Origin of the sequence: Nannocystis pusilla, assembly GCF_020073745.1 — a bacterium.
Classification (GTDB): Bacteria; Myxococcota_A; Polyangia; order Nannocystales; family Nannocystaceae; genus Nannocystis; species Nannocystis radixulma.
On sequence record NZ_JAIRAU010000021.1, the window covers coordinates 33,464 to 56,001 of the forward strand.

Below are 22,538 nucleotides of genomic sequence, written 5' to 3' on the forward strand. Positions count from 1 at the left end.
TGTCTGTCCTGAAGTGCATGGCTTGATGGCCATGTGCTTCGAGACATGGCGAATGGGCCATGGATGAACGGCCATGCTCGATCGGTCAGGTGCCGTCGTCGTCGCGGCCGGGCTCCTGGCGCACGCCGAGGGCGTCGGCCTTGCGGGCCTCGGCGCGGCGGCGGGCCTGGTACAGGCGCACGCCCTCGACGGTGATTTGGCCCACGGGCGGGGCCTCGGGGGCGCGCGGCGGGGTCGGCTCGTCGCCGGCCGAGACGGCGGTGCGGGCGGCCCCGTGGCGGCGGAACTCGTCGCGCCACGAGGAGAGGGTGCGATCGGAGACGGTCGGATCGCTGGGGTCGTCGAGGATCGCGCGCACGATCGGCTCGGGGTCGACGAACTGCGGCGCGAGCTCGGCGGGGTCGTAGGCGCCGCCGCGGTCGAACAGGCCGCCGCAGATCGGGCGCAGGCGACAGGCGCCGCAGGCGGGCGCATAGAGGTGGCCCCAGGCGGTCTGGCGCACGGTCTGCTTGTCGTCGAGGAAGTGGACGACGCGCTCCTCGCCCTTGACGATCTTGCGCGTCTCGGTGCTGGCCCACGCGAACTCGCCCATGTAGCACAGGGGGACCTTCTCGACGCGGAAGGTGCGGCCGCCGGCGTGGAGCAGCCGCATGGCCCGCAGGAGCGACAGCTCGAACTGCTCCAGGCGCGGGACGAACTCGGCCTGGTTGACCTCGGCGCGGCCCATCGACGGGTCGAGGTTGTTCCACACGAAGTGGCGCACGTACGGGTGGTGGGCGAGGAAGTGGCGGATGTTGCGGTCGAGGTGGTCGGCGTTGAGGCGGTTGATGACGCAGTTGACGTGGACGTCGATGCCGACCTCGTGGGCGCGATCGAGGGCGGCGAAGGCCCTGTCGAGGGTGCCGGGGGCGCCGCGCAGGCGGGCCTCGACGTCGGGCAGGACGGAGTAGATCGAGACGTGGACGCGGCGCACGCCGGCGTCGGCGAGGGCGCGCGCGAACGCGGGATCGGCGAGGCGAGTGCCGTTGGTGATGACGCGGACGTCGAGGCCGCGACCGCTGGCGTAGGCGGCGATCGCCGGCAGCTCGGGGTGGAGCGTGGGCTCGCCCCCGGTGAGGATGACGCCGAAGTAGTCGCGCGCGACGAGGTCGTCGACCAGCGCCTGCATCGACTCGAGGGTGTGCACGTAGGGCGTGGCCGGGTTGCTGCAAAACCCGCAGAAGTGGTTGCAGTGGCGGACGACCTGGATGTAGCCGAGGTTGGCCACGTGACCCCGAAGGTAGCGCGTCAGCGGCCGCGCAGCGACATGGCGATCTTGAGGATGTCGGTCAGCACGCCGGCCGCCGTGACGGCGCCGCCGGCCCCTGCGCCCTGGACGAGCAGCGGATAGGCGCGGTGGCGGTCGGTGGTGAAGGCGACGAAGGCCTCGGTGCCGCGCAGGCGCGCGGCGGGGTGATCGGGCTCGACCTCGACGGGACCGACGCGCACGGCGGGGACGCCCGCAGGGGCCGACGGGTCGATCTGGGCCAGGTAGCGCAGGACGCGGCCGGCCTGGCGCATGCGCTCGATGCGGGCGGCGACGGCGGCGTCCTGCTCGGCGAGGGCGAGGAAGAACCGCTCGAGGTCGTCGTGGCCGAGCGCCTCGGGCGGGGCGAACGGCTCGATCGCCACGGCGTCGAGGTCGAGCTCCATGCCGAGCTCGCGCGCGAGGATCAGGGCCTTGCGCGCGACGTCGAGGCCGGAGAGGTCGTCGCGCGGGTGCGGCTCGGTGTAGCCGCGGGCGCGGGCGTCGCGGACGGCGTGCGACAGCGGGACGCCGCGCGACAGCTCGCCGGCGAGGTAGCCGAGGGTGCCGGAGAAGCTGCCCTCGATGCGCAGGATGGCGTCGCCGGTGCGCACGAGGCCCTTGAGGGTGTCGATGACCGGGAGGCTGGCGCCGACGGTGGTCTCGTACTCCCAGCGCCGATGCCGCTTTCGGGCCATGTCCATGAGGCCCTGTCGAATGGGCCAGGCGGCGGCGAGCGGGCGCTTGTTGGCGCCGACGACGTGGATCCCGCAGGCGAGCGCGGCCTCGTAGACGGCGCTGGTGTCCTCGGCGGTGCAGTCGACGAGGATCGGCACGGGCAGGCGGCGCAGGCGCTCGAGCAGGGCGGGGATGTCCGGAGGGACATGTGACTCCTGCAGGCGGACGTCCCACTGCGCGGCCGGGATCCCGGCGGGATCGAAGACGGCGCGCTTGCTGTCGACGACGCCGGCGAGTTTGATGAAGACGTCCTGGTTGCTGGCGAGCGCCTGCTGCTGGGCGGCGATCTGGGCCAGGAGCTCGCGGCCGACGGTGCCCTTGCCGAGGACGAGGAGGTTGACCTCCTGGGCGGCGAGGTTGAAGGCGGCGTGGACGGTGCGCACGGCGGTGGCGGTGTCCTCGCCGTCGATGACGGCGCTGATCGAGCGCTCGCCGGCCCCCTGGGCGCTGGCGCGGACGAGCACGCCGATCTGGCCGAGGGCGCCGAAGAACCGGCCGGCGACGTTGGGCGTGCGCCCCATGGCCTCGCCGACGAGGGTGAGCAGGGTGACGGGCTGGCGCACGCGGATCGGGGCGAGCTCGACCGGCTCGCCCTCGGTGGTGCGCCCGAACTCGGCGCTGAGGGCGGCCTCGGCCCGCGCGGCGTCCTGGCGCGCGACGGCGACGGCGAACGCCCGATCGCGCGGGGCGGCGGTGCCGACCCACACGGGCACGCCGGCGTTGGCGAGGGCCCGCAGGGCGCGCTCGCCGATCCGCTCGTGGCCGAGGCGGCGGCGGGTCTCGAGGTCGAGCAGCGCGAGGTCCTCGGTCGAGACGACGCACACCGGGTGGCGCTCGTCGCGGGTGCCGACGACGTCGATGAGGGTGCCGGGATCGGCGGGCCGCGCGGTGTTGCGGACGCGCAGCGGGATCCGGGCCTCGATCAGCGGGGCCATGGTGCGCGGGTGGAGGATCATGCCGAGGTCGCCGAGCTCGAGCGCCTCGGCCTGGCTGAGGTGCGCGACCGGGTAGGCCTCGAGCACGAGGTCGGGGTCGGCGGTCATGACCCCGGAGACGTCGGTCCAGATCTGCAGCTCGGCAGCGCCGAGGATCTGGGCCAGCAGGGCCGCGGTGTAGTCGGAGCCGTTGCGGCCGAGCGTGGTGGTGCGGCCGTCGCGGGTGCGCCCGAGGAAGCCGGTGTGCACGCTGACGGCGCCGCTCCAGGCGGCCGAGAGGTCGCCGAGCTGCAGGGCCGAGGCGCCGAGGTCGGGGGTGGCCTGGCCGAAGCGGTCGTCGGTGACGGTCCAGTCGCGCGCGTCGACGGCGACGGCGTCGACGCCGCGCGCGACCAGCAGGGCGCGCACGACCAGGACGCTGGCCCGCTCGCCGAACGACAGCGCGAGGTCGCGGGTCTGCAGGGTGCGCTCGCGGACGAGGCCGACGCCGAGCAGCAGCTGCCGCAGCGGGCGCATCAGCTCGGCGATCGCGGGGGACAGGTCCTCAGGGACATGTACCAGGAGACCTGCGCGTTGGAGCCTGTCCGTGAGGTCACGTGCGACGCCGACCACGAGCGCCTCGATGGCGTCGACGTGGGGGTCGGCGGCCAGGCCGGCGGCCGCGGCGTCGACGGCGGCGATCAGGCGGTCGGTGGTGTCGGCCATGGCCGAGACGACGACGGCGACCGGGCCGGCCTGGCGCTCGCGGGCGATGAGGTCGAGGGCCTGGAACAGGCGGTCGGCCGCGCCCACCGAGCTGCCGCCGAACTTCATTACGCGGAAGGGACGGGCCTGGCCGGGATCGTGCTGCGGCGTCATGCGGGGGGAGGATATCGGAAGCGGCCCGGGGCGGGGTAGGGGCAGCGCTTGACGGAGAGCGGGCGTGTGCCACAGTTGCCGCCCGACGAGCGGGGGACACATGCAGATCCTGGTCACGGGCGCGACGGGGTTCGTCGGACGGGCGCTGGTCCTCCGATTGCTGCGAGACGGCCATCACGTGCGCGCCTGGGTGCGCTCGCCGGGACGGGCGATGGACCTGCTCGGGGCCGAGGTCGAGCTGGCGGCCGCGGGCGACGAGACGGCGCTGGTGCGGGCGCTGGCCGGCTGCGACGCGGTGGTCCACCTGGCGGGCGAGTCGGTCGGGGTCGGGCGGTGGACGGCGGCGCGCAAACGTGAACTTTGGGACAGCCGCGTGAAGCTCACCGAGACGCTGGTGCGGGCGCTGGCGGCGGCCGAACCGCGGCCGCGCGTGCTGGTGTCGGCGTCGGCGGTCGGCTACTACGGCGACCGCGGCGAGGAGGAGCTCGAGGAGACCAGCCGCCCGGCCGACGACTTCCTCGGCAAGATGTGCCAGGCCTGGGAGGCGGCGGCCCGCGGCGCCGAGGCCCACGGCGTCCGGGTGTGCACGCCGCGGATCGGGCTGGTGCTCGGGCTCGGCGGCGGGGTGCTCGAGGCGCTGCTGCCGATCTTCCGCGCCGGCCTGGGCGGGCCGCTCGGGTCGGGCGAACAGTGGTTCCCGTGGATCCACCTCCACGACCTGGTCGAGCTGCTGACGACGGCGGTGACCGACGCGCGCTACACCGGGCCGGTGCTGGCGGTGGCGCCCCAGCCGGTCACCAACGCGGCTTTTTCGCTGGCGCTGGCGGAGTCGCTCGGACGCAAGGCGCGCCTGCCGGTGCCTCGCCTGGCGCTGCGGATCGCACGCGGCGAGGCGGCCGAGGCCCTGGTCGCCAGCCAGCGGGCCGTGCCGGCGCGCACGCTGGCGCTCGGGTTCCAGTTCCAATTCCCCACGCTGCCGGCCGCGCTCGAGGATCTGTTCGGCAGCCGTTACCGCCCGCAATTCGCCCCGCCCGAGCTGACGCCGCCCGACCCGTACCTGGCCGGCCGCCGGCCGCCGACGACGGTGCTGCGCCAGTCGACCGTGGTGGCGGCGCCGCTGGCCGCGGTGTTCGGGTTCTTCGCGCGCGCGGAGAACCTCGGGGTGATGACGCCGCGGGCGGCCGCGATGACGGTGCTGACGCCGCGTCCGCTGGTGGTCGAGCCCGGGCGCCACATCGAATCGACGATCGCGATCGGGCCGGTGCGCGTCCGCTGGACCGCGGAATTCGAGCTGGTCGAGCCGGAGCGCCGCTTCGTCGACGTGCAGACGCGCGGGCCGTTCGCGGTGTGGTGGCACGAGCACCGCTTCACGCCGCGCGAGGACGGGGGCACGCAGATCGACGACACGGTCTACTACCGCCCGCCGCTCGGCCCGATCGGCCGGGTCGCCGACGCGCTGTTCGTGCGCCCGCGGCTGCGCGAGCTGTTCGAGTTCCGCGCCCAGGCGCTCCGGCTGCGCTTCGGCGCGCCGCAGCAACGGTGAGCTGCACGATCGGGCATGTCTGAACGGGCATGTCGCTCGGGATATGTCCGTTCAGACATGTCCATAAGAACACGGTGATGGTGCACGGCGCCATCGGCTCGCGGGAGAACGCCGGCAGGGTCGGCGGTGAGCCAGCCGCCGAGGTCGCTCGCCGCGCGGCGGCCGTCCCGATGTTCGGGTGCAGACGGGCGGGAACCGCGACGAGGTGCGGTTGTCTCGGCGTGCGGAGGACGTGCGATGCGAGCCCATGCGCTGCGGCGAATCGGGGCGACTGCCCTGTGCTTGATGATGGGAACGACGGCGATCAATTGCGCACCCCACGGGGAGGTGGCGGCGCAGGACGAGGCCGAACCGGAGGCGGCGTGGACGAGGTCTGCGCCGCCTCGTTGCTCTGCGGCGCGATCGGCCCGGACGACGATGAGCGTCACCGACGCAGAGGACGAGGGCGCGCTCGATGCGGCGCTCGATCTCGCTCGAGGCGTGCTGGCGCTCGAGTCGTACGAGCAGCCGCGGCCGTGTCACGCGCGCCTCGCCGAGCGGCTGCGGGCCCAGTACGAGATCGACTACCGCAACGTCGGCGCGTGCGGGGTCGACGAGGTGGTGGTCGGGCACGCGCGCGGGTACAACGCGATGATGCACCGCCACATCGCCGCGCAGCACGGGGCGGTGGTCGAGGCGACGGCGCGCGAGGTCGGGTGCCTCAGGGAGGGCTGAGGGCGGCCTTGATCACCTTGCCCATGGCGTTGCGGGGCAGGGCTTCGACGAAGCGGACGTCGCGTGGGCGCTTGTGCGGGGCGAGCGCCCCGGCCACGTGATCGACGAGCTGCTGCGCGAGCGGAGGGCGCGCCGGATCGCGGGCGACGACGAAGGCGACGATCCGTTCGCCGAGGTCGTCGTCGGCGACGCCGAGGACCGCGACCTCGGCGACGTCGGGGTGCTCGAGGAGACAGGTCTCGATCTCGCCGGCGCCGATCTTGAAGCCGCCGCTCTTGATCAAGTCGGTGGCGCGGCGCCCGACGATCCGGTAGGCGCCGTCGGCGGTGCGGGTGGCGAGGTCGCCGGTGTAGAACCAGCCTTCGTCGTCGCGCACGGCGGCGGTGGCGTCGGGGCGGCCGAGGTAGCCGGCGAACACGCTGGGGCCGCGCACGGCGATCTCGCCGAGAGTGGCGTCGTCGGCGACGTCGAGCGGGCGCCGCTGATCGTCGACGAGCCGGACCTCGACGCCCGGGAGGGGCGGGCCGACCAGGCCGGGGCGCGGCGGGCCCGCGGTCGGAACGGCGCACACGATGAGGGTCTCGGTGAGGCCGTAGCGCTCGTAGACGCCGCGGCCGGTGAGAGCGGCGATCCGCCGGTGCTCGCGCGCCGACAGGGCGGCGGAGCCGGAGATCAAGAGTCGCGCGGCCGCGAGGTCGGCGGCGACGCCGGGATCGCGCTCCGCGAGCTCGGCGAGGCGGACGTACATGGTGGGGACCGCGAACAGGATGGCGCCGCGCACGGCCGCGGCCAGCTCGGCGGGCTCGAAGCGCGGCAGCCAGTGGAGGCGGCCGCCGACGCGCAGGCTGCCGAACAGGCCGAGCACGAGGCCGTGGACGTGGAACAGCGGCAGGGCGTGGACGACGGTGTCGGCGGCGGTCCAGGCCCACGCGCGCGCCAGGCCGTCGAGGTTGGCGGCCACGCCGGCGGCGGTCAGCACGGCGCCCTTGGGCGCGCCGGTGGTGCCCGAGGTGTAGATCAGCAGGAGCGGGCGGGCGTCGGCCGGCGGGATCGGCGGAGGTTCCTTTGGACATGTCGGTTCGGACATGTCCAGGAGGACCTGTATCGAAGGACCGAGGGGGCCCTCGGCGCGCTCGTCGGGGCGGGCGGCGAAGCAGCAGCGGGGGGCGGCGTCGGCGGCGATGTGGGCGACCTCGCGCTCGCCGAGCCGGGGGTTCAGAGGGACGGTGACGACGCCGGCGAGCGCCCCGCCGACCAGCGCGACGACGGTGCGCAGGTCCGGCTGGGTCCACACACTGACGCGGTCGCCGGGCTGGACGCCCATGCGCGCGAGCACGTCGGCGTGGCGGCGCGCGGCGGCGAGGAGCTGGCGGTCGGTGAGCGAGACGTCGTCGACGGTGAGGACGGTGCGGCCGTCGGGGGCTGCGAGGCAGGGGAAGAGGGCATCCACGCCCCGATGCGTGTGCCAAATCCCCGCGCCGCTGGCAAGTCACTGGACCATCGGGACATAGGTGATCCACTCGCCGTCGGACAGATCGTAGGCGCCGCAGCGCGGCAACTGACATTCGATCTCGGTGTCAGCAATGCGCGTCTGATCGACGCACAGCGCGCCCGCGGCCGTCCACACGGCCTCGATCGCGGCCGGTTCGGCGGTGAGGCCCACCGTCCCCTGGACATTCTCCCACTGGATGGGAGTGCCGTTCTCGGTGTAGCTGTGACCGTCCCCGCAATAATCGGCGGTGATCATCTTGAGGGTGGCCTGGCGCTGGTCGGGGGTGGTGTGGCTGCTCTGGGGACCGTAGCCCAGCAGCGACAGCTTGGCCGCGGCCGAGCCGGCGCAGGCGATGCTGAACCACCCTTGGGCGTCGGGCCGCACCTCCTTGGCGTCGAGGTCGTAGGTCTCGCCGCCGAGGACCAGCGCGATCGGGGCCCGCGGTGAATCATGATACCCGGTGCAAACATTCCGCTCGATGTGGTTACCGTCGACATACACGAGCCCGTACGCGTCGGCCTCGGGAGAACCCTCGGTCCAGCGCGTGACGCGATCGTGGGAGGCGATCATGACGGTCGCGTACGGTTGACCCTTCTTGGCGAGGACGATACGGGTGCCCACCAGCGCCTCGCCGGCGGCGACGACGGCGCCCTTGGCGTCGCGGAGGACGAGGGCGTCGCCGGCGACGTCGAGCCGCACGTGGCCGCCCGCCGCGGCGGCGGGGCCGGGCACGACCTTCAGGATCCGCAGGCCGGCCGCGTTGGCCTGGCCGCCGAGGTGGAGCTCGTGGATCGAGCTGCCGAACACCTCCGCGGCATTGAATCCGCACTGCCAGATCGGGCAGCTCGAGCCCTTCTCGCCGATTCGCGGATTGATGACACCAGGGTCGTCAGTTATCAATGTCTTATCAATGTCACAGGCGGCGAGCAGTCCGCAAAAGGCCGTCGCAGCGCAGATTCCATGACAGTTTCTTGATTTCACAACTATCCCTCCACCACCTCTCTATGCAGTGTCGGGGAGCTTTCAAGCTCGAGCAGAGGGTGGATGTGATCCGCGCCCACACTCGCCGCGTAGGCCGGTGTTCTCAAGGCTCTGCGCGGCGGTCGCTGCGACGCTGGGCGAGCACGCCGTCGAGGGCGCGGATCTCGGCCAGTCGCCACGCGTATTCGTCGCCGCCCTCGAGGTACCAGCGCATCGCGTCGGTGAGGAGCGAGCCGGCTTGATCGAGGTCCTCTTCGGCCGGTCGCGGGTCGGCGAGCAACACCTCGGCGAGCACGACGCGGGCGCGAGCGAGGCGCTGATCGACGAGGACGTCGCGGGCGGTCGCCTTGGCGGCGACCAGGCCGTCGACGGCGGCCCGGAGGGCCTCGGCGGCGCCGGCCCGATCGCCGAGCGCTCGCAGGTGCAGGCCGAGCACCAACTGGAGCTCGGCGGCCTCGCGCTGGCGCCACCACGAGTCACCCTGGCTGTCGGCGAGCGTGTGCCGCAGCTCCTCGACCGCCAGCTCGTGATCGCCGCCCTCGAGCCCGGCGAAGCCGCGGATCAGCGCGACGTCGACGCCGCGGATCAAGTCGCCGTCGAAGCGCTCGCTGGCGAGGAGCGAGGCGGCTTGCCGCAGGACCTGGCCCGACTCGTCGGAGTCGCCGGCCTCGCTGGCGTGATAGCCGAGCACGGCCAGGCAGCGGGCGCGTGGCACCGGATCGCCGGGCGAGAAGCGGACCAGCGCGTCGCAGCCCGGCCGCAAGATCCGGCGCGCGGCCTCGGGGTTGCGGTTGTAGAGGCTGGCGGTGATGCGCGCCTCGATCGTCTGCGGGTGGGCCGGGCCCAGCTCGCGCTCGAAGATCCGCACGGCCTCGCTCATGTCGTGGGCCCGCGTATCGACGTCCTCCTCGAGGATCGCCAGGTTGGTGAGGTGGTAGGCGATCTCGAGCTGGGCGGCGTTGCTCGCCCGCTTGACCGCGAGGGCCTCGGCGTAGAGCTTGCGCGCGCCCTCGACGTCGCCGCTGGCGAAGGTGACGACCGCGGCGTTGTTGAGCAGCAGGCCTTGCAGGTGGCCCGGGTTGGACAGGCGGGCGATGAAGGCGCTGTAGTGGCCGAGGTCCTCGAGCGCGCGCGCGGCCCCGCCGGGCAGGCGGCCGCGCACGAACAACATGTGCGCCATGGCCTCGGCGGCGACCTCGTCGACGCGCGCGGCGAGGGCGGTGTGCAGCGCGGCCTGCAGCATCTCGAACTGCGGCTCGACCATGGCGGTGCGGTTGAGCGAGAGCCGGCCGCGGTGCAGCAGGGCGCGCGCAAGCAGCGGCTTGTAGTCGATGGTCTTGGCCTCGGCGAGCAGCTGGTCGGCGAGCTCGGTGGCCTGCGAGGTGCGGCCGATGTGCTCGAGGCTGACGACGCGGGTGAGGCCCTCCTCGACGTCGTCGACGCGGCGCTTGACGTCGGGGTCGTCGGGCGGCGGGACCTCGGCCTGCAGCGCGGCGAGGTCACTGCAGCGGCCGATGGAGGGCAGCTTGTAGGTGAGCTCCATCGCGTGCACGGCGACGGTCGGGTCGCGCTCCGCGAGCAAGGCGCCGGCCTCGGCCAGCGCGGCCTTGCGCTGGCCCAGGCAGGCCATGCGCCGGTCGACGAGCTCGTCCGACTGCTCGCCGCGGCGCCGGGCCTCGCACGCGTCGGCGTGCACGCGCGACCACTCGTTCATGTAGAGGTCGAGGCGCTCGTTGACCTGCGGCCACACCTCGTTGATGAAGGCCGGCCCGGCGGCGACGAACGCCTGCTCGGCGGCCCGCCGCTTGTCGCCGTCCCACACGCCGTGGATCTCGGCGCTGCCGTGGCTGCACGGGTCGACGCGCGGCTCCTGGGTCTTGGCGGCGTAGAAGCCGCCGACGGCGGCGACGCAGGCGAAGGCCAGCGCGCCGACGTAGGTGCGGCGGCCGAGCGCCCGGTTGCGATCGAGGGCGCGCAGCAGGGCCTCGAGGCCGGAGAACCTGTCCTTCGAGTCAGGTCGGAGCCCGCGCAGGACGACGTTGTGGACCCACGCCGGCACACGCGTCAGCCGCGGCGGGTCGCGCACCTCGCCGCGCGCGACCGCGTGGGCCAGCTCGTGCACGGTGTCGCCGGGGAACGGCAATTGATTGTAGAGCGCCTCGTACAGCGAGACGCAGAAGGCGAACTGATCGGAGGCGGGGCCGACGATCCGGCCGCTGAACTGCTCCGGGGGCATGTACGCCGGCGTGCCGACGACCTCGCCGCCCTGGGTGACCTTGGCCGAGACGGCGTTGCGATCGCGGCTCAGCGAGCCGGTCACGCGGGTGTGCTCGCCGCTGGCGTCCTCGCCGGTCTGGCACAGGCCGAAGTCGAGGACGCGCGCCCGGCCGTCCTCGCCGATCATGACGTTGCTCGGCTTGAAGTCGCGGTGCACCAGGCCGACGGCGTGCGCGGCGGCCAGCCCGCGGCCGGCCTGCACGAACACGTCGACGACCTCCTGCCAGGTCCGCGACTTGCTCGAGAGCCATGTCTGAACGGTCATGCCACGAATGAACTCCATGGCGACGTAGACATCGGCGCCGTCGGTGCCGACCTCGTGGACGACGACGACGTTGGGGTGCGACAGGCGGGCCATCGCCTGGGCCTCGCGCAGCAGGCGGAGCTGGGCCCGGGCGCTGTGCTTGGGATCCTGCGGGCGCAGGACCTTGATCGCGACCTTGCGATCGAGGCGGTCGTCGTACGCGGCGTAGACGACGCCCATGGCGCCGGTGCCGATCCGCTGCAGGAGGACGAAGCGGCCGATCCGCCGGCTCAACGCCGAGGGCTCGCCGGCCCGCGCGAGCGTCTCGAGGTCGGGCATCGGCTCGCTCGGGTTGAGCAGGGCCCGCACGCGGGCCAGGCGGGCCCCGGAGCCCTCGGAGGGCGCGTCGAGGGCGACGTCGGTGAGCACCTCCTCGTCGCCGTCGAGGGCGAGCGAGCGGGCGAGGGCGTCGAGCAGCGACTCCCAGCCGGCCGCGGCCAGGCCGCGCAGCGTCTCGACCTCGGCCTCGCTGGCCTTCTGCTCGCGCAGCGATCGCTTGAGCGCGCGACGGATCCGCCGCGCGGCCGGCAACGCGAGCGTGAAGTCGAGGCCACCGCGACGGATGGCGCGCTGGACCAGCGCGACCTCGGCGGCGCCGGCGAGCTCGCGCAGCAGGTCGGCGAGCCGCCGGGCGGCGCAGTCCTCCCGCGCCTGGTTGCGCGCGCTGCTCTGCGGCGGGCGGTCGATCATCGTCGCCACGAGGGCGATGACGAGGTCGCTGCGGCCGGTGCGGTTGTGGGCCAGAGCGTGCCCGGCAGCCACGCTCAGCAAGGCGTCCGGATCGGGCGTGGGTTCCTTCTGCGCGAGCAACCACGCGGCCTGATCGAGGCGATGCAGATCGGCGCTGGTCAGCGACTCTCGCGGGCTCGGAGCAGGCAGGGACATCGGGCGGAGCAGCCCTCCAGTATGACCCCAGTCACAGGTGTGTCCCGCTCCGACCTACACACCGAGGTCGACTGGATCACCCAGGTGCGCACGCCGCCGCACACCTCGAGTCCCACAATTCCCGCGAATTCGCGCCTCTGCGCCGCGATTTGGGCGAGATGCGAGGAGACGGACAATTTCGCCCGGCCGCGGCGACCGCCCGCCAGAGTCCGCGGGGCGCGCCACCCATGAGGCCTGCAGACCCCATTCTGGGCGTCAGGCGCGCACGAGCTCCAGGCGGGTGAGCTCGGCCGGCGCGCCCACGCGCATCGGCGGTCCCCAGTAGCCGGTCCCGCGGCTGACGTAGATGGCCGTGTCGCGCACCCGGTGCAAGCCGGCGACGAACGGCTGCTGCAGCGGGACGAGGAAGTTGAAGGGGAAGATCTGGCCGCCGTGGGTGTGCCCCGACAGCTGCAAGGCGACGCCGTGATCGGCCGCCTCGTGGACCTGGCGCGGCTGGTGGGCCAGGAGCAGCAGGAGGCGCGCCGGATCACGGCCGGCGAGGGCGCCGGGGAGATCTGGGCCGTGATCCGGGAGGAAATTGCCGCCCGTGGGGTCGTCGACGCCGACCAGGTCGAGGGCAGCGCCGTCCCGCTCGATGCTGACGCGTTCGTTGCGCAACACCCGCACGCCGAGCGTGGCGAGGTGCTGGACCCAGTCGGCGGCGCCGGAGAAGTACTCGTGGTTGCCGGTGACGAAGTAGACGCCGTGGCGCGCCTTGAGCCGGGACAGCGGCTCGAGCAGGGCGCCGAGGCGCTCGACGGTGCCGTCGACGAGGTCCCCGGTGATCGCCACGAGGTCGGGCTCCATGGCGTTGGTCTTGGCGACGAGCTCCTCGATGAAGCTGCGGCCGATGGTGGGCCCGACGTGGACATCGGTGATCTGGGCGATGACGAAGCCGGCGAACGGGTCGGGCAGGTCGGCCAGCGGGACCTTGACCGGCTTGACCGCGATCGGCCGCATCACCGACCAGATACCGTAACCGGCGGCCCCGAGCGCGCCGGCGCCGACGATGCCGCCGAACAGCCGGGCCAGGAACTGCCGCCGCGCCGGGTCGGCCGGGGTGCCGGCGAGCCGCTCGATGAGCCACGCCAGGCCGCGCACGAGGTCGGCGGGGATCAGGAGGACGAAGAGGAGGAACATCAGCCCGAGCCACGTGTAGACGACCCACGAGATCGGGCTGGCGACCTCCCGCGGGAGCGCCCGCGAGGCCAGCAGGAACAGCGGGAGGGCCAGCGCGAGCGCCAGGACGCCCCACCCGAGCATGCGACCGTAGGGCGGCGGCCAGCCGATGTCACGCACGAGCCGGGCCCAGAGGTAGTAGTGGATCCCCGCCGATACGGAGAGGACGAGCCCGAGAAACACGAGCATCCGGCTGACCGACATCGCTTCGAGGTTTAGCAGGCCGCCGCCACGATCCGACGCGCATCTGCCCCTGCGGAGGCACCGCCGCGCTCAGGGAGCCACCGGGGGGGAGGACGCAGGGCGGGGCAGGACGGCCGATGCGTGGTCCCGCTCGCACGGCCCGGGTGACGAAGAAGGACGCGAGCCGGGTCGAGCGTCTCGACCGAGCACTGACGCGGCGGGTGGGGGGAGGGCAGGTGGGCGCGCGTGCGGGAGGGCGACATGTCCCTCGAGACATATCACTCGCGCCCTCGGGGCCGGCGGCCACCTGCACGAAAGACCAGGTCGAGGACGATGGCGCGCGCGCGAGCGGACTGGTATCCCGAAGCGCCCCCCCATGCCCTGGATCCCCCGTCCCACCGCTCCGATCATCCGCCTCGACGCCGGACCGCGCGCCCCGGTGCTGCAGATCTTCCACGGCAAGCCGCACGCGCTGGCGTTCCTCGCCGACGGCTCGCTGGTCGTCGGCATGAGCCGCGGCCTGACCGTGCACGACCCCACGGCTCCCACGCCGCCGCGCGCGGCGCTCGACGTCGGCGGCAAGGTCGAGTGGATGGTCGCGCACCCCGACGGCGAGTCGGTGGTCGCCGCGGTCAGCGATCCGCGGGCTCGCGCCGTCGTGCGCGTGTGGCCGGCCACGGCGCGGGTCGTGACGCTGCTGCGCCCCTCGAGCCACGAGGGCCACTTCTGCGGCGGCCTCTCGCCCGACGGCGCACAGCTGGTGTGGCTCAATTCGGATCCGTCGCCGGTGCTCGTCACCGTCGACGCCCTGACCGGCGCCAGGCTCCGCGAGCTCGAGCTGCCGAAGGAATTCGGCCGCGCCGACACCCTGGCGGTGCGCAGCGACGGCGCGGTGTACCTCACGGGCGAGTACGTGAACATCATCCACCCCGACGGTCGCCGCGAGCCACGTCTCGACAGCCCGTTCTACATGCGGCCGCAGCCGCTGTTCGTCGACGACCGCGGCGGCATGATCGGCAGCGACGGCCACCGGTTCGTCGTCGCCGGCGGTCTGTTCGAGGCCGCCGGTCGCATCGACATGCGCTCCAGCGGCGGCAACGTCTCGCACGACCGCGCCCGCATCACCTTCCACGACTCGCTCGATCCGGTGCAGGTGTGGGACGTCGCGGCCGAGCGGGTGATCTTCCGCGCCGAGATGAAGCGCGCGAGCGGCTCGATCCCCGGCTGGTGGGGCCAGTCGGCCGCCGCCAGCGCGACCCACGTCGCCGCGATCGACCACGCCGACGCCAGCATCACGATCTGGCCGATCGACCAGCCGGACGCGCCGGTCGCGACCATGACCGGCTACAGCCAGGGGGTGCGGCGCCTGATGTTCCACGGCGCCGGGCTGACGGTGCACACCTGCCAGCCGACCAACACGCTGAACGCGGTGATCGAGCTCGATCGGACGACCGGGGCCGCGCAGATGCTCGCGCGCGACCAAGTCCACGACATCGCCCGCACGCGCGACGGCCAGCGCCTGCTGGTCCTGCGCGAGGACAGGACGCTCGAGCCGGTCGCCATCGACCTGTTCGACGCGGCCGGCGCGGTCGTCGAGACGCTCTCGGTCCAGAAGGGCGCGGGCGAGCTGGCGCTGGCCCCCGACGACGCGATGTGGGGCGTCGTCTCGCACACGTACCCGGTCGGTCATCGCCAGGAGCCGACCTGCCACGCGCAGTGGCGCCCGTTCGGGGCCAGCAAGTGGGCCAAGACCCTCAAGCTCCGCGGGCGCTGGCAGTGCCTCGCCCTCGCCGACACGGCCGCCGCGGTGGCCGTCGAGAAGGAGGTCACGGTGGTCGCGTTCGCCAAGGGCAAGACGCTGCTGACGACGCAGTTGCCGGAGCGCGTGGCGAGGATCGCCATCAGCCGCGACGGCGCGTGGGTCGGCGTCGCCTGCCTCGACGCGCTCCGCCTGATCCGCGTCGCCACCGGGGCCGTCGTCGAGCTCGCCGTCGACCTGCCCGGCGAGCGGACCGGCGCGGTCGCCATGTGCTTCCAGGACGGCGCCTGGATGTTCGTCGCCTACGCCTCCGGCGCGATCACCCGCCACCGCGTGCCGTCCGGAGAGCAGACCGCGGCGCTCTTCGGCCACACCGACGCCGTCCGCGCGCTCGCGTGGGCCGACGGCGCGCTGTGGAGCGGCTCCGAGGACGGCACGATCCTGCGCTGGGGCGACCTCGACTGAGGCGCCATCGACAGGACATGTTCATCGTGAAATATCTCGATGAACCCGTCCTACGGGACAGACAGCGCGAGCGCGCTTGAATGTCCCGAAGGACATGTCATCGGCGCGGCTCGCCCGTGGCGGAGCGCGAGCCTCGGGTCGACGCGGGTGGCAGGGCGAAGCGGAGGCCCCTAAGCGCCGCGCTCGTGATGGCTCTCCTCGACGATCCGGCCGTCGAACAGGTGGATCGTGCGCTGGGCGTGCCGGGCGTACTCGGGGTTGTGCGTGACCATCACGATGGTGGTGCCGGCGCGGTGGAGCTCGTGCAGGAGGCCCATCACGGCGTCGCCGTTCTTCGAGTCGAGGTTGCCGGTCGGCTCGTCGGCGAGGAGGACGAGGGGCTCGCCGGCGACGGCGCGAGCGACTGCGACGCGCTGCTGTTGACCGCCCGACAGCTGGGCCGGGAGGTGGCGGCCCCGGTGCGACATGCCGACCCGCTCGAGCGCGGCCTCGACGCGACGCCGACGCTCGCTCGCAGGCATGTCCCGGTAGGTCAGCGGGAGCTCGATGTTCTCGGCGACCGAGAGGTCGCCGATGAGGTTGAAGCTCTGGAACACGAACCCGAGCTGCTCGTTGCGCACGCGGGCCCGCTCGCGTCCGGACAGGCTCGACACGGGCTTGCCGTCGAGCAAGTAGGTGCCGGCCGTCGGGGTGTCGAGCAGGCCGAGCAGCGACAGCAGGGTGGTCTTGCCGGAGCCCGAAGGCCCGGCGATGCACACGTACTGACCGCGCGGGATCTCGAGTTGCACGTCGCTCACCGCGTGCGTCTCGACCTCGTCGGTGTGAAACACTTTCTGCACGCCCTCGAGGCGGATGATCGGGTTGCTCATCGTGATGCCTTGCGAAACGCAACGATCGTGCCATCAACGATCTCGCAAGATTGCTGCGCAGGGCGAGGGGTGGGTGTCCGTTTCCGAGAAACGGGATCCCAATTCCGGACACGCGCACCTCCGCGAGCGCTGCTGCAGCGGCAGCGAGAGGCCTCATTGCCAGCAGTCGCACACGCCGTCACTGCATTTGGGGTGCAGGAGTGGCATCGCATCGGCGCCGCGGCCCTGCTCGATGCAGGCGTTCCGGCCGAGGAGGGACGCGCGCGACACCGGCATCGCCTCGCAGCGCGATCCGACGTCTGCGACGCACCGTGGGCGCCGCCGAAACGCGCTGCCCCGCGGGCGGAGAGCGCAGCACGGCAGAAGAAAGAGGGGCGCCCACACCAGGGATCGAACCTGGGACCTACAGTTTAGGAAACTGTCGCTCTATCCAACTGAGCTATGCGAGCGAGACCGGGAGGGAGGGTGGCCGAAGTGCCTCGACTCCGCAAGAGCCGAAAGCAGCGCGAGGGGGCCGCGGGGGGCCCCCCGGACGGTCGTGGCCGAGGCGGCGAAAAAGGCAGGGGGAGGGGTCAGGGACCAGGCACAGCGCTGCGCGCCGGATGACCGTGTGAAATCGCTCGCGCCGCGACTTCGCGTCTGCGCGGTCCTGGTGGCCGCCGACGTGCCCAGGTCGGCGCGATCGGCGACCGGCGTCGCGGCGGGGGCGCCCCATCAGGGGAAGAGTGTGGCGCGGGTGGCAGCCCGATACGGCACTGCGTTGCGCTCGCCGCCGATCTCGAGCCCGCGGACGGCCCAGCTCCGGCTTCACGCTCGGCGCTCGCGCCTGGCGGCGGGCGAGGAGCGCCGTCTGCCGGATGGCCCCGAGGACAGGTCACTACGACCTGGCGGCAAGGACATGTCCGCATCGAGCTCCAGCGACAGGCCTGTCCGCGGGGACAGCTCGGGCCCGCGGCTGCGCCCCGTGTCGGTGCTGGTCCAGAGGACAGGTCCGAAGATCGACGCGTCGAGCCGCGGGTGAGTTGACGAGCAGGCCGATCGAGGCCAGACGCGGCTCTGCCGCCGAGCATCGGCGTCGCGGTGACGATGGGGAACTGCTGGGGATCGCGGCGCCGGCCCGGTGGCGACGTCGACGCAGCCGAGCCCACACGCGGGTGCGTGCTGGCATCGCCGGCACGCACATGTGACGCGAGAGACAGACACTCACGACGACGCGGCGAAGCGAAGGACGTGACAGGGCTGAGCACCCGGACCGCCGACCTGTCGCCCGCGCAAGGGCCTCGCTACCCGAGCGGTGTTGGCGCGCCGGCGCGCAGCGGCATGAAGGCGACATCGGGCGGATCCGCACGTTGATCGCGGTGGCCGATGTTGGGACAACGAAGGAGCATGCGGCCTCGTCACTCGAACATCGCCCCGATGCTCCTCGGTCTGTCGCTCGCGTTCGTGGGAGCGCTGGCGCTGTCCTACAGCGTGGCAGCGGCGCAGAAGGAGTCGAGCAAGAAGGAGCCGCAGGCGACGCCGGCGGCGGCCGCTCCAGCGCTGCCGACGACGCTGCCGCCGAAAGTGGTGGCGAACGACCTGCGCGACCTGACGGTGACGTTCAAGGACGCGAGCTCGCTGAAGCTGCGCTCGAGCTTCAACAGTTCCCAGCTCGGGACGAAGTTCGCGTCGGATGTGCTCGAAATCGAGTCGGGCGGCGGCGTCACGGTGAGCGAGCGCGGCCGCTGGAGCTTCACGCCGCCGGCGTTCAAGGTGTCGATCGCTATGAACGCAGAGGCCCGCGCGGCCCTCGACCTGTGCCTGCGCCTGATCACGGCCCCGCCGCACGGCCGGGCGCTGACGCTCGAGTTCATGCGCCTGAACTCGCCGGCCGAGAACGCGTACACGCTGTCGTCGACGGTCCTCGACGTGATCCGCCCGCTCGAGATGGGGTTCATCAACTGTTCGCTCGAGTGAGGCGCGCCTGAGCCTCGCTCGCGCCGGGCGGGGCTGAGCTGACCTGTCGGGCGCGGTTCATGTACGCAAGGACATGTCTGAAAAGACATGTCCTTTGTTCCTCTTTCGCGGCTCGGGCGTCGATAAACCGTCCGCCGGAGACACCCGGGCGCGCCGACCGAGCAATCGACGCGGCTGTCGCCAGCGTGGCCGACGAGCAGGTCGCCGCCGACGAACTCGGGACGCAGGCCCTCAGCCGGACGGATTTTGCCGATAATAGATATTATGTTAAGTTGAAGAGAACGGGCGCCGGGGAGGCCCGGGCTGGCGCTTGAGTCGCTCGACGAGCGCCCACGCGAACAAGACGCTCTTGAGTCGCTCGACGAGCTGCTCGAGACGCTGGCGGCTCGTCGTCGAATCACGTCTCTCGACGAGATGCTTCGCTCGAGACGCTGGCGGATCGTCGTCGAATCGGGTCGCTCGACGAGCAGCTTTACTCGTCGTCGAATCGCTGCTCACCAAAGCATCGGCCCGGCGCTCACCAACGCATCGGCTCGTGCCGCGGCCCGCGAGCTCACCGGATCGGCAGCCAGAACCGGCTCAGCGGCAGCCAGATCCGCTCGGCGCGGCCCTTGACGTTGCCGCGCGGCACGTACGGCTGCGGGCGCTCCGCGGCCGGATCGACGAAGTTGCTGGCGTCGTGGGCCTTCTGGTACGCGCGCTTGGCCAGGTCGCGCGCGACCTCTGGCGTCGGGCACAGGCCGGCGCTGCACTGCATGCGGATCACGACTTCGGTCGCGGGCACGGCGAACGCGTACTGGATGCCGTGGCCCGCGCTGCCGTCGCCGACGATCGCGCCGCTGGCCACGCTGTCGTCGACGCGGGCGTTCGGGATCTCGGCCTGCAGCGCCGCCAGCTTCCCGGCCAGGCCCTCGGCCGGCCGCAGCCAGACCCACACGCCGAGGCTGTACGCGACGTCGCGGACGGTCGCGTCGAGGCGGATCCGGTCGTACTCGTAGCGCTCGCCGACCGGCGCCGCGGGCAGCTCCTTGTAGCCCGGGATGTCGCCCGGCGGCAGCAGCTCGGGCAAGCGCGTGCGGTCCTTGATGACCGAAGGGACATGTCCTTCGATATCACGCACGAGCGCGAGCACGTCGCGGTCGCCGGCGCAGCGCTGGCGGCCGCACTCGAGGCTGAACGCGACCTGACCCTTGGTGTCGGCGCGGACGTAGGTGAACTTCTGCTCGTCCTCGACCAGCCAGCCGTCCTGGCCGGCCTCGTTGACGGCCTGGCGCGCGGCCGTGCGCGAGCTGCCGACGGCCGCGAGCGCGGCGTCGCGGATCAGGTCGACGCCCTCGTCCGGGGCTCGCCACGCGCGCAGGCGGACCAGCCCGGCCGGGGTCACCGGCTCGGCGCCGGTCTTGCTGTAGCGGCGCTCGAGGAAGGTCTCGGCGGTGGCGCTGCGGCTGGTCCAGTGCTGCGAGTAACGGGCCGTGTTGTCGCCGTCGAGGATCTGGCGGGCATCCTGGCTGCGGTCGCGCTCCCAGCGTTCGACGACCTCGGCGACCTTCTCGGCGATCTTGCCCGGCGTGCGGCACACCGCGTTGCCGCAGCGCAGGCGCATCACCGCGTCGGCGGCGTTCAGACGGAACACCACGTCCTGGGCCACGTCGCCCGACTTGACGGTCAGCGCCGTGACGTCGCCGCCGATCCGCAGCAGGCGCTCGCGCTGCTTGGCGTTGGACTTGCTGTTGAAGCGCTCGTCGCCCTCGACCAGGGCCGTGAAGGTGGTCTCCGTCCCCTCGCCTGCCGTCAGCGCGCGGTAGACCGCCTCGCCGCCGAGCACCGGCTGGCGCCAGATCTCGAGCTCGAGGCCGTGCGCGTCGCTGGCGTGGTCGGCGATGTAGAGGATGTGATCGAAGCTGGCGTCGCCGCGGGCCGAGACGTCGTCGGGGCGCGTCAGCGAGAACAGCTTCTCGTCGGTCAGGTCGCGCAGGTCCTTGACGCTGACGAGGCCGTCGGCCGCGACGGCCTCGACCTGGCGCGTCCACGCCAGGCTGTCGTGGCTCTCGTTGCGGTTGTCGCCCATGACCAGCAAATGGCGTTCGGGCACCGTCCACTCGCCGACGCGGCGGGCGCCGGCGCGTGGGTCGAGGTTGGTCTTGTAGCGGACGACGTAGGTGTGGCCGTCGATCGTCTCCTCGAACAGCTCGCAGTGCGGGACCTGCTGCGTGCCGCTGTCGTCGCGGCACTTCTCGGGCAGCTTGGTGCGCTTCAGCTCCTCGAACTCGGCGTCGCCGCTGCGCCGGATGCTGACCTTGTTGCCGTCGACGCGGATGGTGTCGCCCGGCAGGCCGATGACGCGCTTGATGAAGTCCTCGGACTCGTCGATCGGGTAGCGGAAGACGACGACGTCGCCGCGCGCGATGTGCCCCCAGCGCTCGCCGACGACGGTGGTCGTGAACGGGATCTGGACGCCGTAGATGAACTTGTTGACGAAGATGTGATCGCCGGCGACGAGCGTCGGCATCATGCTGCCGCTCGGGATCTTGAACGGCTCGTAGAGGCACGAGCGCAGGCCGAGCGCGACCAGCACCGCGACGCCGACGTTCTCGATCGTCTCGCGCAGCGCGCTCTTGCGGGCGAAGCTGGCGTGCTGGTGCAGCAGCTCGTCGAGCCGCTCGGCCTCGTCCTCGGCGCGGTCCCACTGCTTGGCGTCGCGGTAGCGCTGGAGCGCGTCGGCGCAGTCGCGGATCGCCTGCGCGGGCTCGGGCGCGATCCGGCCGGAGTACTTCTTGAGGATCCGGCCGGCCTCCTTGACCAGCATCCCGGCGGCGGCCTTGACGCTACCGGTCGAGCGGCGCCCCTCGGGCTTGGCCGGGCGCGGCTCCTGCGCTTGCTGCGGCGTGGTCACGGAGGCTCTCTAGTCTAGCTTCAGGATCGCGTGGAAGGCACCTTGTGGGATTTCAACGTTACCCACCGCCTTTAGACGCCGCTTGCCGCGCTTCTGCTTCTCCAACAGCTTGCGCTTGCGGGAAATGTCGCCGCCGTAGCACTTGGCGAGCACGTTCTTGCGCAGCGCCTTGACTGTGGTGCGGGCGATGACGCGGCTGCCGATTGCGGCCTGGATCGCAACCTCGAACTGCTGCTGCGGGATCTCGTCCTTCATTTTGATGCAAAGGTCGCGGCCGCGGTTGTAGGCGTTGTCGCGGTGGCTGATGAGCGAGAGCGCGTCGACGCGCTCGCCGTTGACCAGCAGGTCGACGCGCACCAGCTCGGCGCGGCGGTACTCGCCCTGCTCGTAGTCGAGGCTGGCGTAGCCGCGCGAGAGGCTCTTCAGCTGGTCGTAGAAGCCGAACACGACCTCGGCGAGCGGCATCTCGTAGATCAGCTGGACCCGCTTCGAGGTCTGATACTTGATGTCGAGCTGGATCCCGCGGCGGTCCTGGCAGAGCTTGATGATCGCCCCGAGGTACTCCTCCGGCAGCTGGATCCGGGCGGTGATCATCGGCTCCTCGATCGCCTCGTAGTCGCCGATGTCCGGCATCTTGGCCGGGTTGTCGATCACCGTCTCGGTGCCGTCCTTGAGGTACACGCGGTACTTCACGCTCGGCGCGGTGGTGATGATGTCGAGGTCGTATTCGCGCTCGAGCCGCTCCTGGATGATCTCCATGTGCAGGAGGCCGAGGAAGCCGAGGCGGAAGCCGAAGCCGAGCGCGACCGAGGTCTCGGGCTCCCAGGTGACGCTGGCGTCGTTGAGGGTCAGCTTCGACAGCGCGTCGCGCAGCTCGGAGTAGTCGGCGTTGTCGGTAGGGAACACGCCGGCGAACACCATCGGCTGCACGACCTTGAAGCCCGGCAGCGCCTCGGCCTTGGGGTCGTCGGCGGAGGCGACGGTGTCGCCGACCTTGGAGTCGACGACCTCCTTGACGTTGGCGACGAGGTAGCCGACCTCGCCCGCCGACAGCTCGGGCATGCTCGTGATCTCGGGCGCGTAGGCGCCGACGTCGATGACGTCGTAGCCCTTGCCGGTGGCCATCATGCGGATCTTGTCGCCGGCGCGCAGGCGGCCGGAGAACACGCGCACCATCGAG

General features: G+C 72.2%; 14 protein-coding genes and 1 tRNA gene. 5 read left to right on the forward strand and 10 right to left on the reverse strand.

The window, feature by feature from the left end; all coding sequences use genetic code 11:
• Window positions 1–85: 85 nt before the first annotated feature.
• The gene (locus K7C98_RS16760) at window positions 86–1,267 is read right to left on the reverse strand and encodes a radical SAM protein (RefSeq protein ID WP_224192686.1); all 1,182 of its coding nucleotides are present in this window, start codon (window positions 1,265–1,267) and stop codon (window positions 86–88) included.
• A 20-nt stretch (window positions 1,268–1,287) separates the two neighbouring features.
• Complete coding sequence (locus K7C98_RS16765; protein ID WP_224192687.1) at window positions 1,288–3,816, reverse strand: aspartate kinase; 2,529 nt, start codon at window positions 3,814–3,816, stop codon at window positions 1,288–1,290.
• A gap of 100 nt (window positions 3,817–3,916) precedes the next feature.
• Between K7C98_RS16765 and K7C98_RS16770 the strand changes: the two genes are divergently transcribed.
• Both K7C98_RS16770 and K7C98_RS16775 read left to right on the forward strand, forming a co-directional pair.
• Complete coding sequence (locus K7C98_RS16770; RefSeq protein WP_224192688.1) at window positions 3,917–5,359, forward strand: TIGR01777 family oxidoreductase; 1,443 nt, start codon at window positions 3,917–3,919, stop codon at window positions 5,357–5,359.
• Window positions 5,360–5,776: 417 nt separating this feature from the next.
• Entirely contained in the window at window positions 5,777–6,073 is a 297-nt protein-coding gene (locus K7C98_RS16775; protein ID WP_224192689.1) for a hypothetical protein, read from the forward strand.
• On the opposite strand, the gene K7C98_RS16780 is transcribed toward K7C98_RS16775, so the two are convergent.
• The 4 genes from K7C98_RS16780 to K7C98_RS16795 all read right to left on the reverse strand — a co-directional run bounded on the left by K7C98_RS16780 (window position 6,060) and on the right by K7C98_RS16795 (window position 13,437).
• A complete protein-coding gene (locus K7C98_RS16780; protein ID WP_224192690.1) occupies window positions 6,060–7,523 on the reverse strand; it encodes an AMP-binding protein in 1,464 nt (487 codons plus the stop codon). The two genes, K7C98_RS16775 and K7C98_RS16780, sit on opposite strands and share 14 nt — an antisense overlap.
• Window positions 7,524–7,562: 39 nt before the next feature.
• Entirely contained in the window at window positions 7,563–8,465 is a 903-nt protein-coding gene (locus tag K7C98_RS16785; RefSeq protein WP_224192691.1) for an ADYC domain-containing protein, read from the reverse strand.
• 184 nt (window positions 8,466–8,649) lie between these two features.
• Window positions 8,650–12,012 (reverse strand): serine/threonine-protein kinase, encoded by a 3,363-nt coding sequence (locus K7C98_RS16790; RefSeq protein ID WP_224192692.1) that lies wholly within the window; start codon window positions 12,010–12,012, stop codon window positions 8,650–8,652.
• 255 nt (window positions 12,013–12,267) lie between these two features.
• The gene (locus K7C98_RS16795; protein WP_224192693.1) at window positions 12,268–13,437 is read right to left on the reverse strand and encodes a metallophosphoesterase; all 1,170 of its coding nucleotides are present in this window, start codon (window positions 13,435–13,437) and stop codon (window positions 12,268–12,270) included.
• Between the two features lie 355 nt (window positions 13,438–13,792).
• On the opposite strand from K7C98_RS16795, the gene K7C98_RS16800 reads away from it, so the two are divergent.
• A complete protein-coding gene (locus K7C98_RS16800; protein WP_224192694.1) occupies window positions 13,793–15,640 on the forward strand; it encodes a WD40 repeat domain-containing protein in 1,848 nt (615 codons plus the stop codon).
• Window positions 15,641–15,810: 170 nt separating this feature from the next.
• Here K7C98_RS16800 and K7C98_RS16805 read toward each other — a convergent pair whose 3' ends face one another.
• Complete coding sequence (locus K7C98_RS16805; protein ID WP_224192695.1) at window positions 15,811–16,509, reverse strand: ABC transporter ATP-binding protein; 699 nt, start codon at window positions 16,507–16,509, stop codon at window positions 15,811–15,813.
• A gap of 375 nt (window positions 16,510–16,884) precedes the next feature.
• Window positions 16,885–16,958, reverse strand: a tRNA-Arg gene (locus K7C98_RS16810).
• A gap of 449 nt (window positions 16,959–17,407) precedes the next feature.
• Between K7C98_RS16810 and K7C98_RS43660 the strand changes: the two genes are divergently transcribed.
• Window positions 17,408–17,530: a hypothetical protein gene (locus K7C98_RS43660; protein ID WP_263429562.1), complete on the forward strand. Its 123-nt coding sequence runs from the start codon at window positions 17,408–17,410 to the stop codon at window positions 17,528–17,530.
• A 395-nt stretch (window positions 17,531–17,925) separates the two neighbouring features.
• Window positions 17,926–18,465 (forward strand): hypothetical protein, encoded by a 540-nt coding sequence (locus K7C98_RS16815; protein ID WP_224192696.1) that lies wholly within the window; start codon window positions 17,926–17,928, stop codon window positions 18,463–18,465.
• A gap of 553 nt (window positions 18,466–19,018) precedes the next feature.
• Here the strand turns inward: K7C98_RS16815 and lepB are convergent.
• Window positions 19,019–21,358, reverse strand: coding sequence for a signal peptidase I (gene lepB / locus K7C98_RS16820; protein WP_224192697.1), 2,340 nt, complete (start codon window positions 21,356–21,358; stop codon window positions 19,019–19,021).
• A gap of 9 nt (window positions 21,359–21,367) precedes the next feature.
• The coding region (lepA, locus tag K7C98_RS16825) for a translation elongation factor 4 (protein WP_224192698.1) at window positions 21,368–22,538 on the reverse strand (1,171 nt) is incomplete at its 5' end.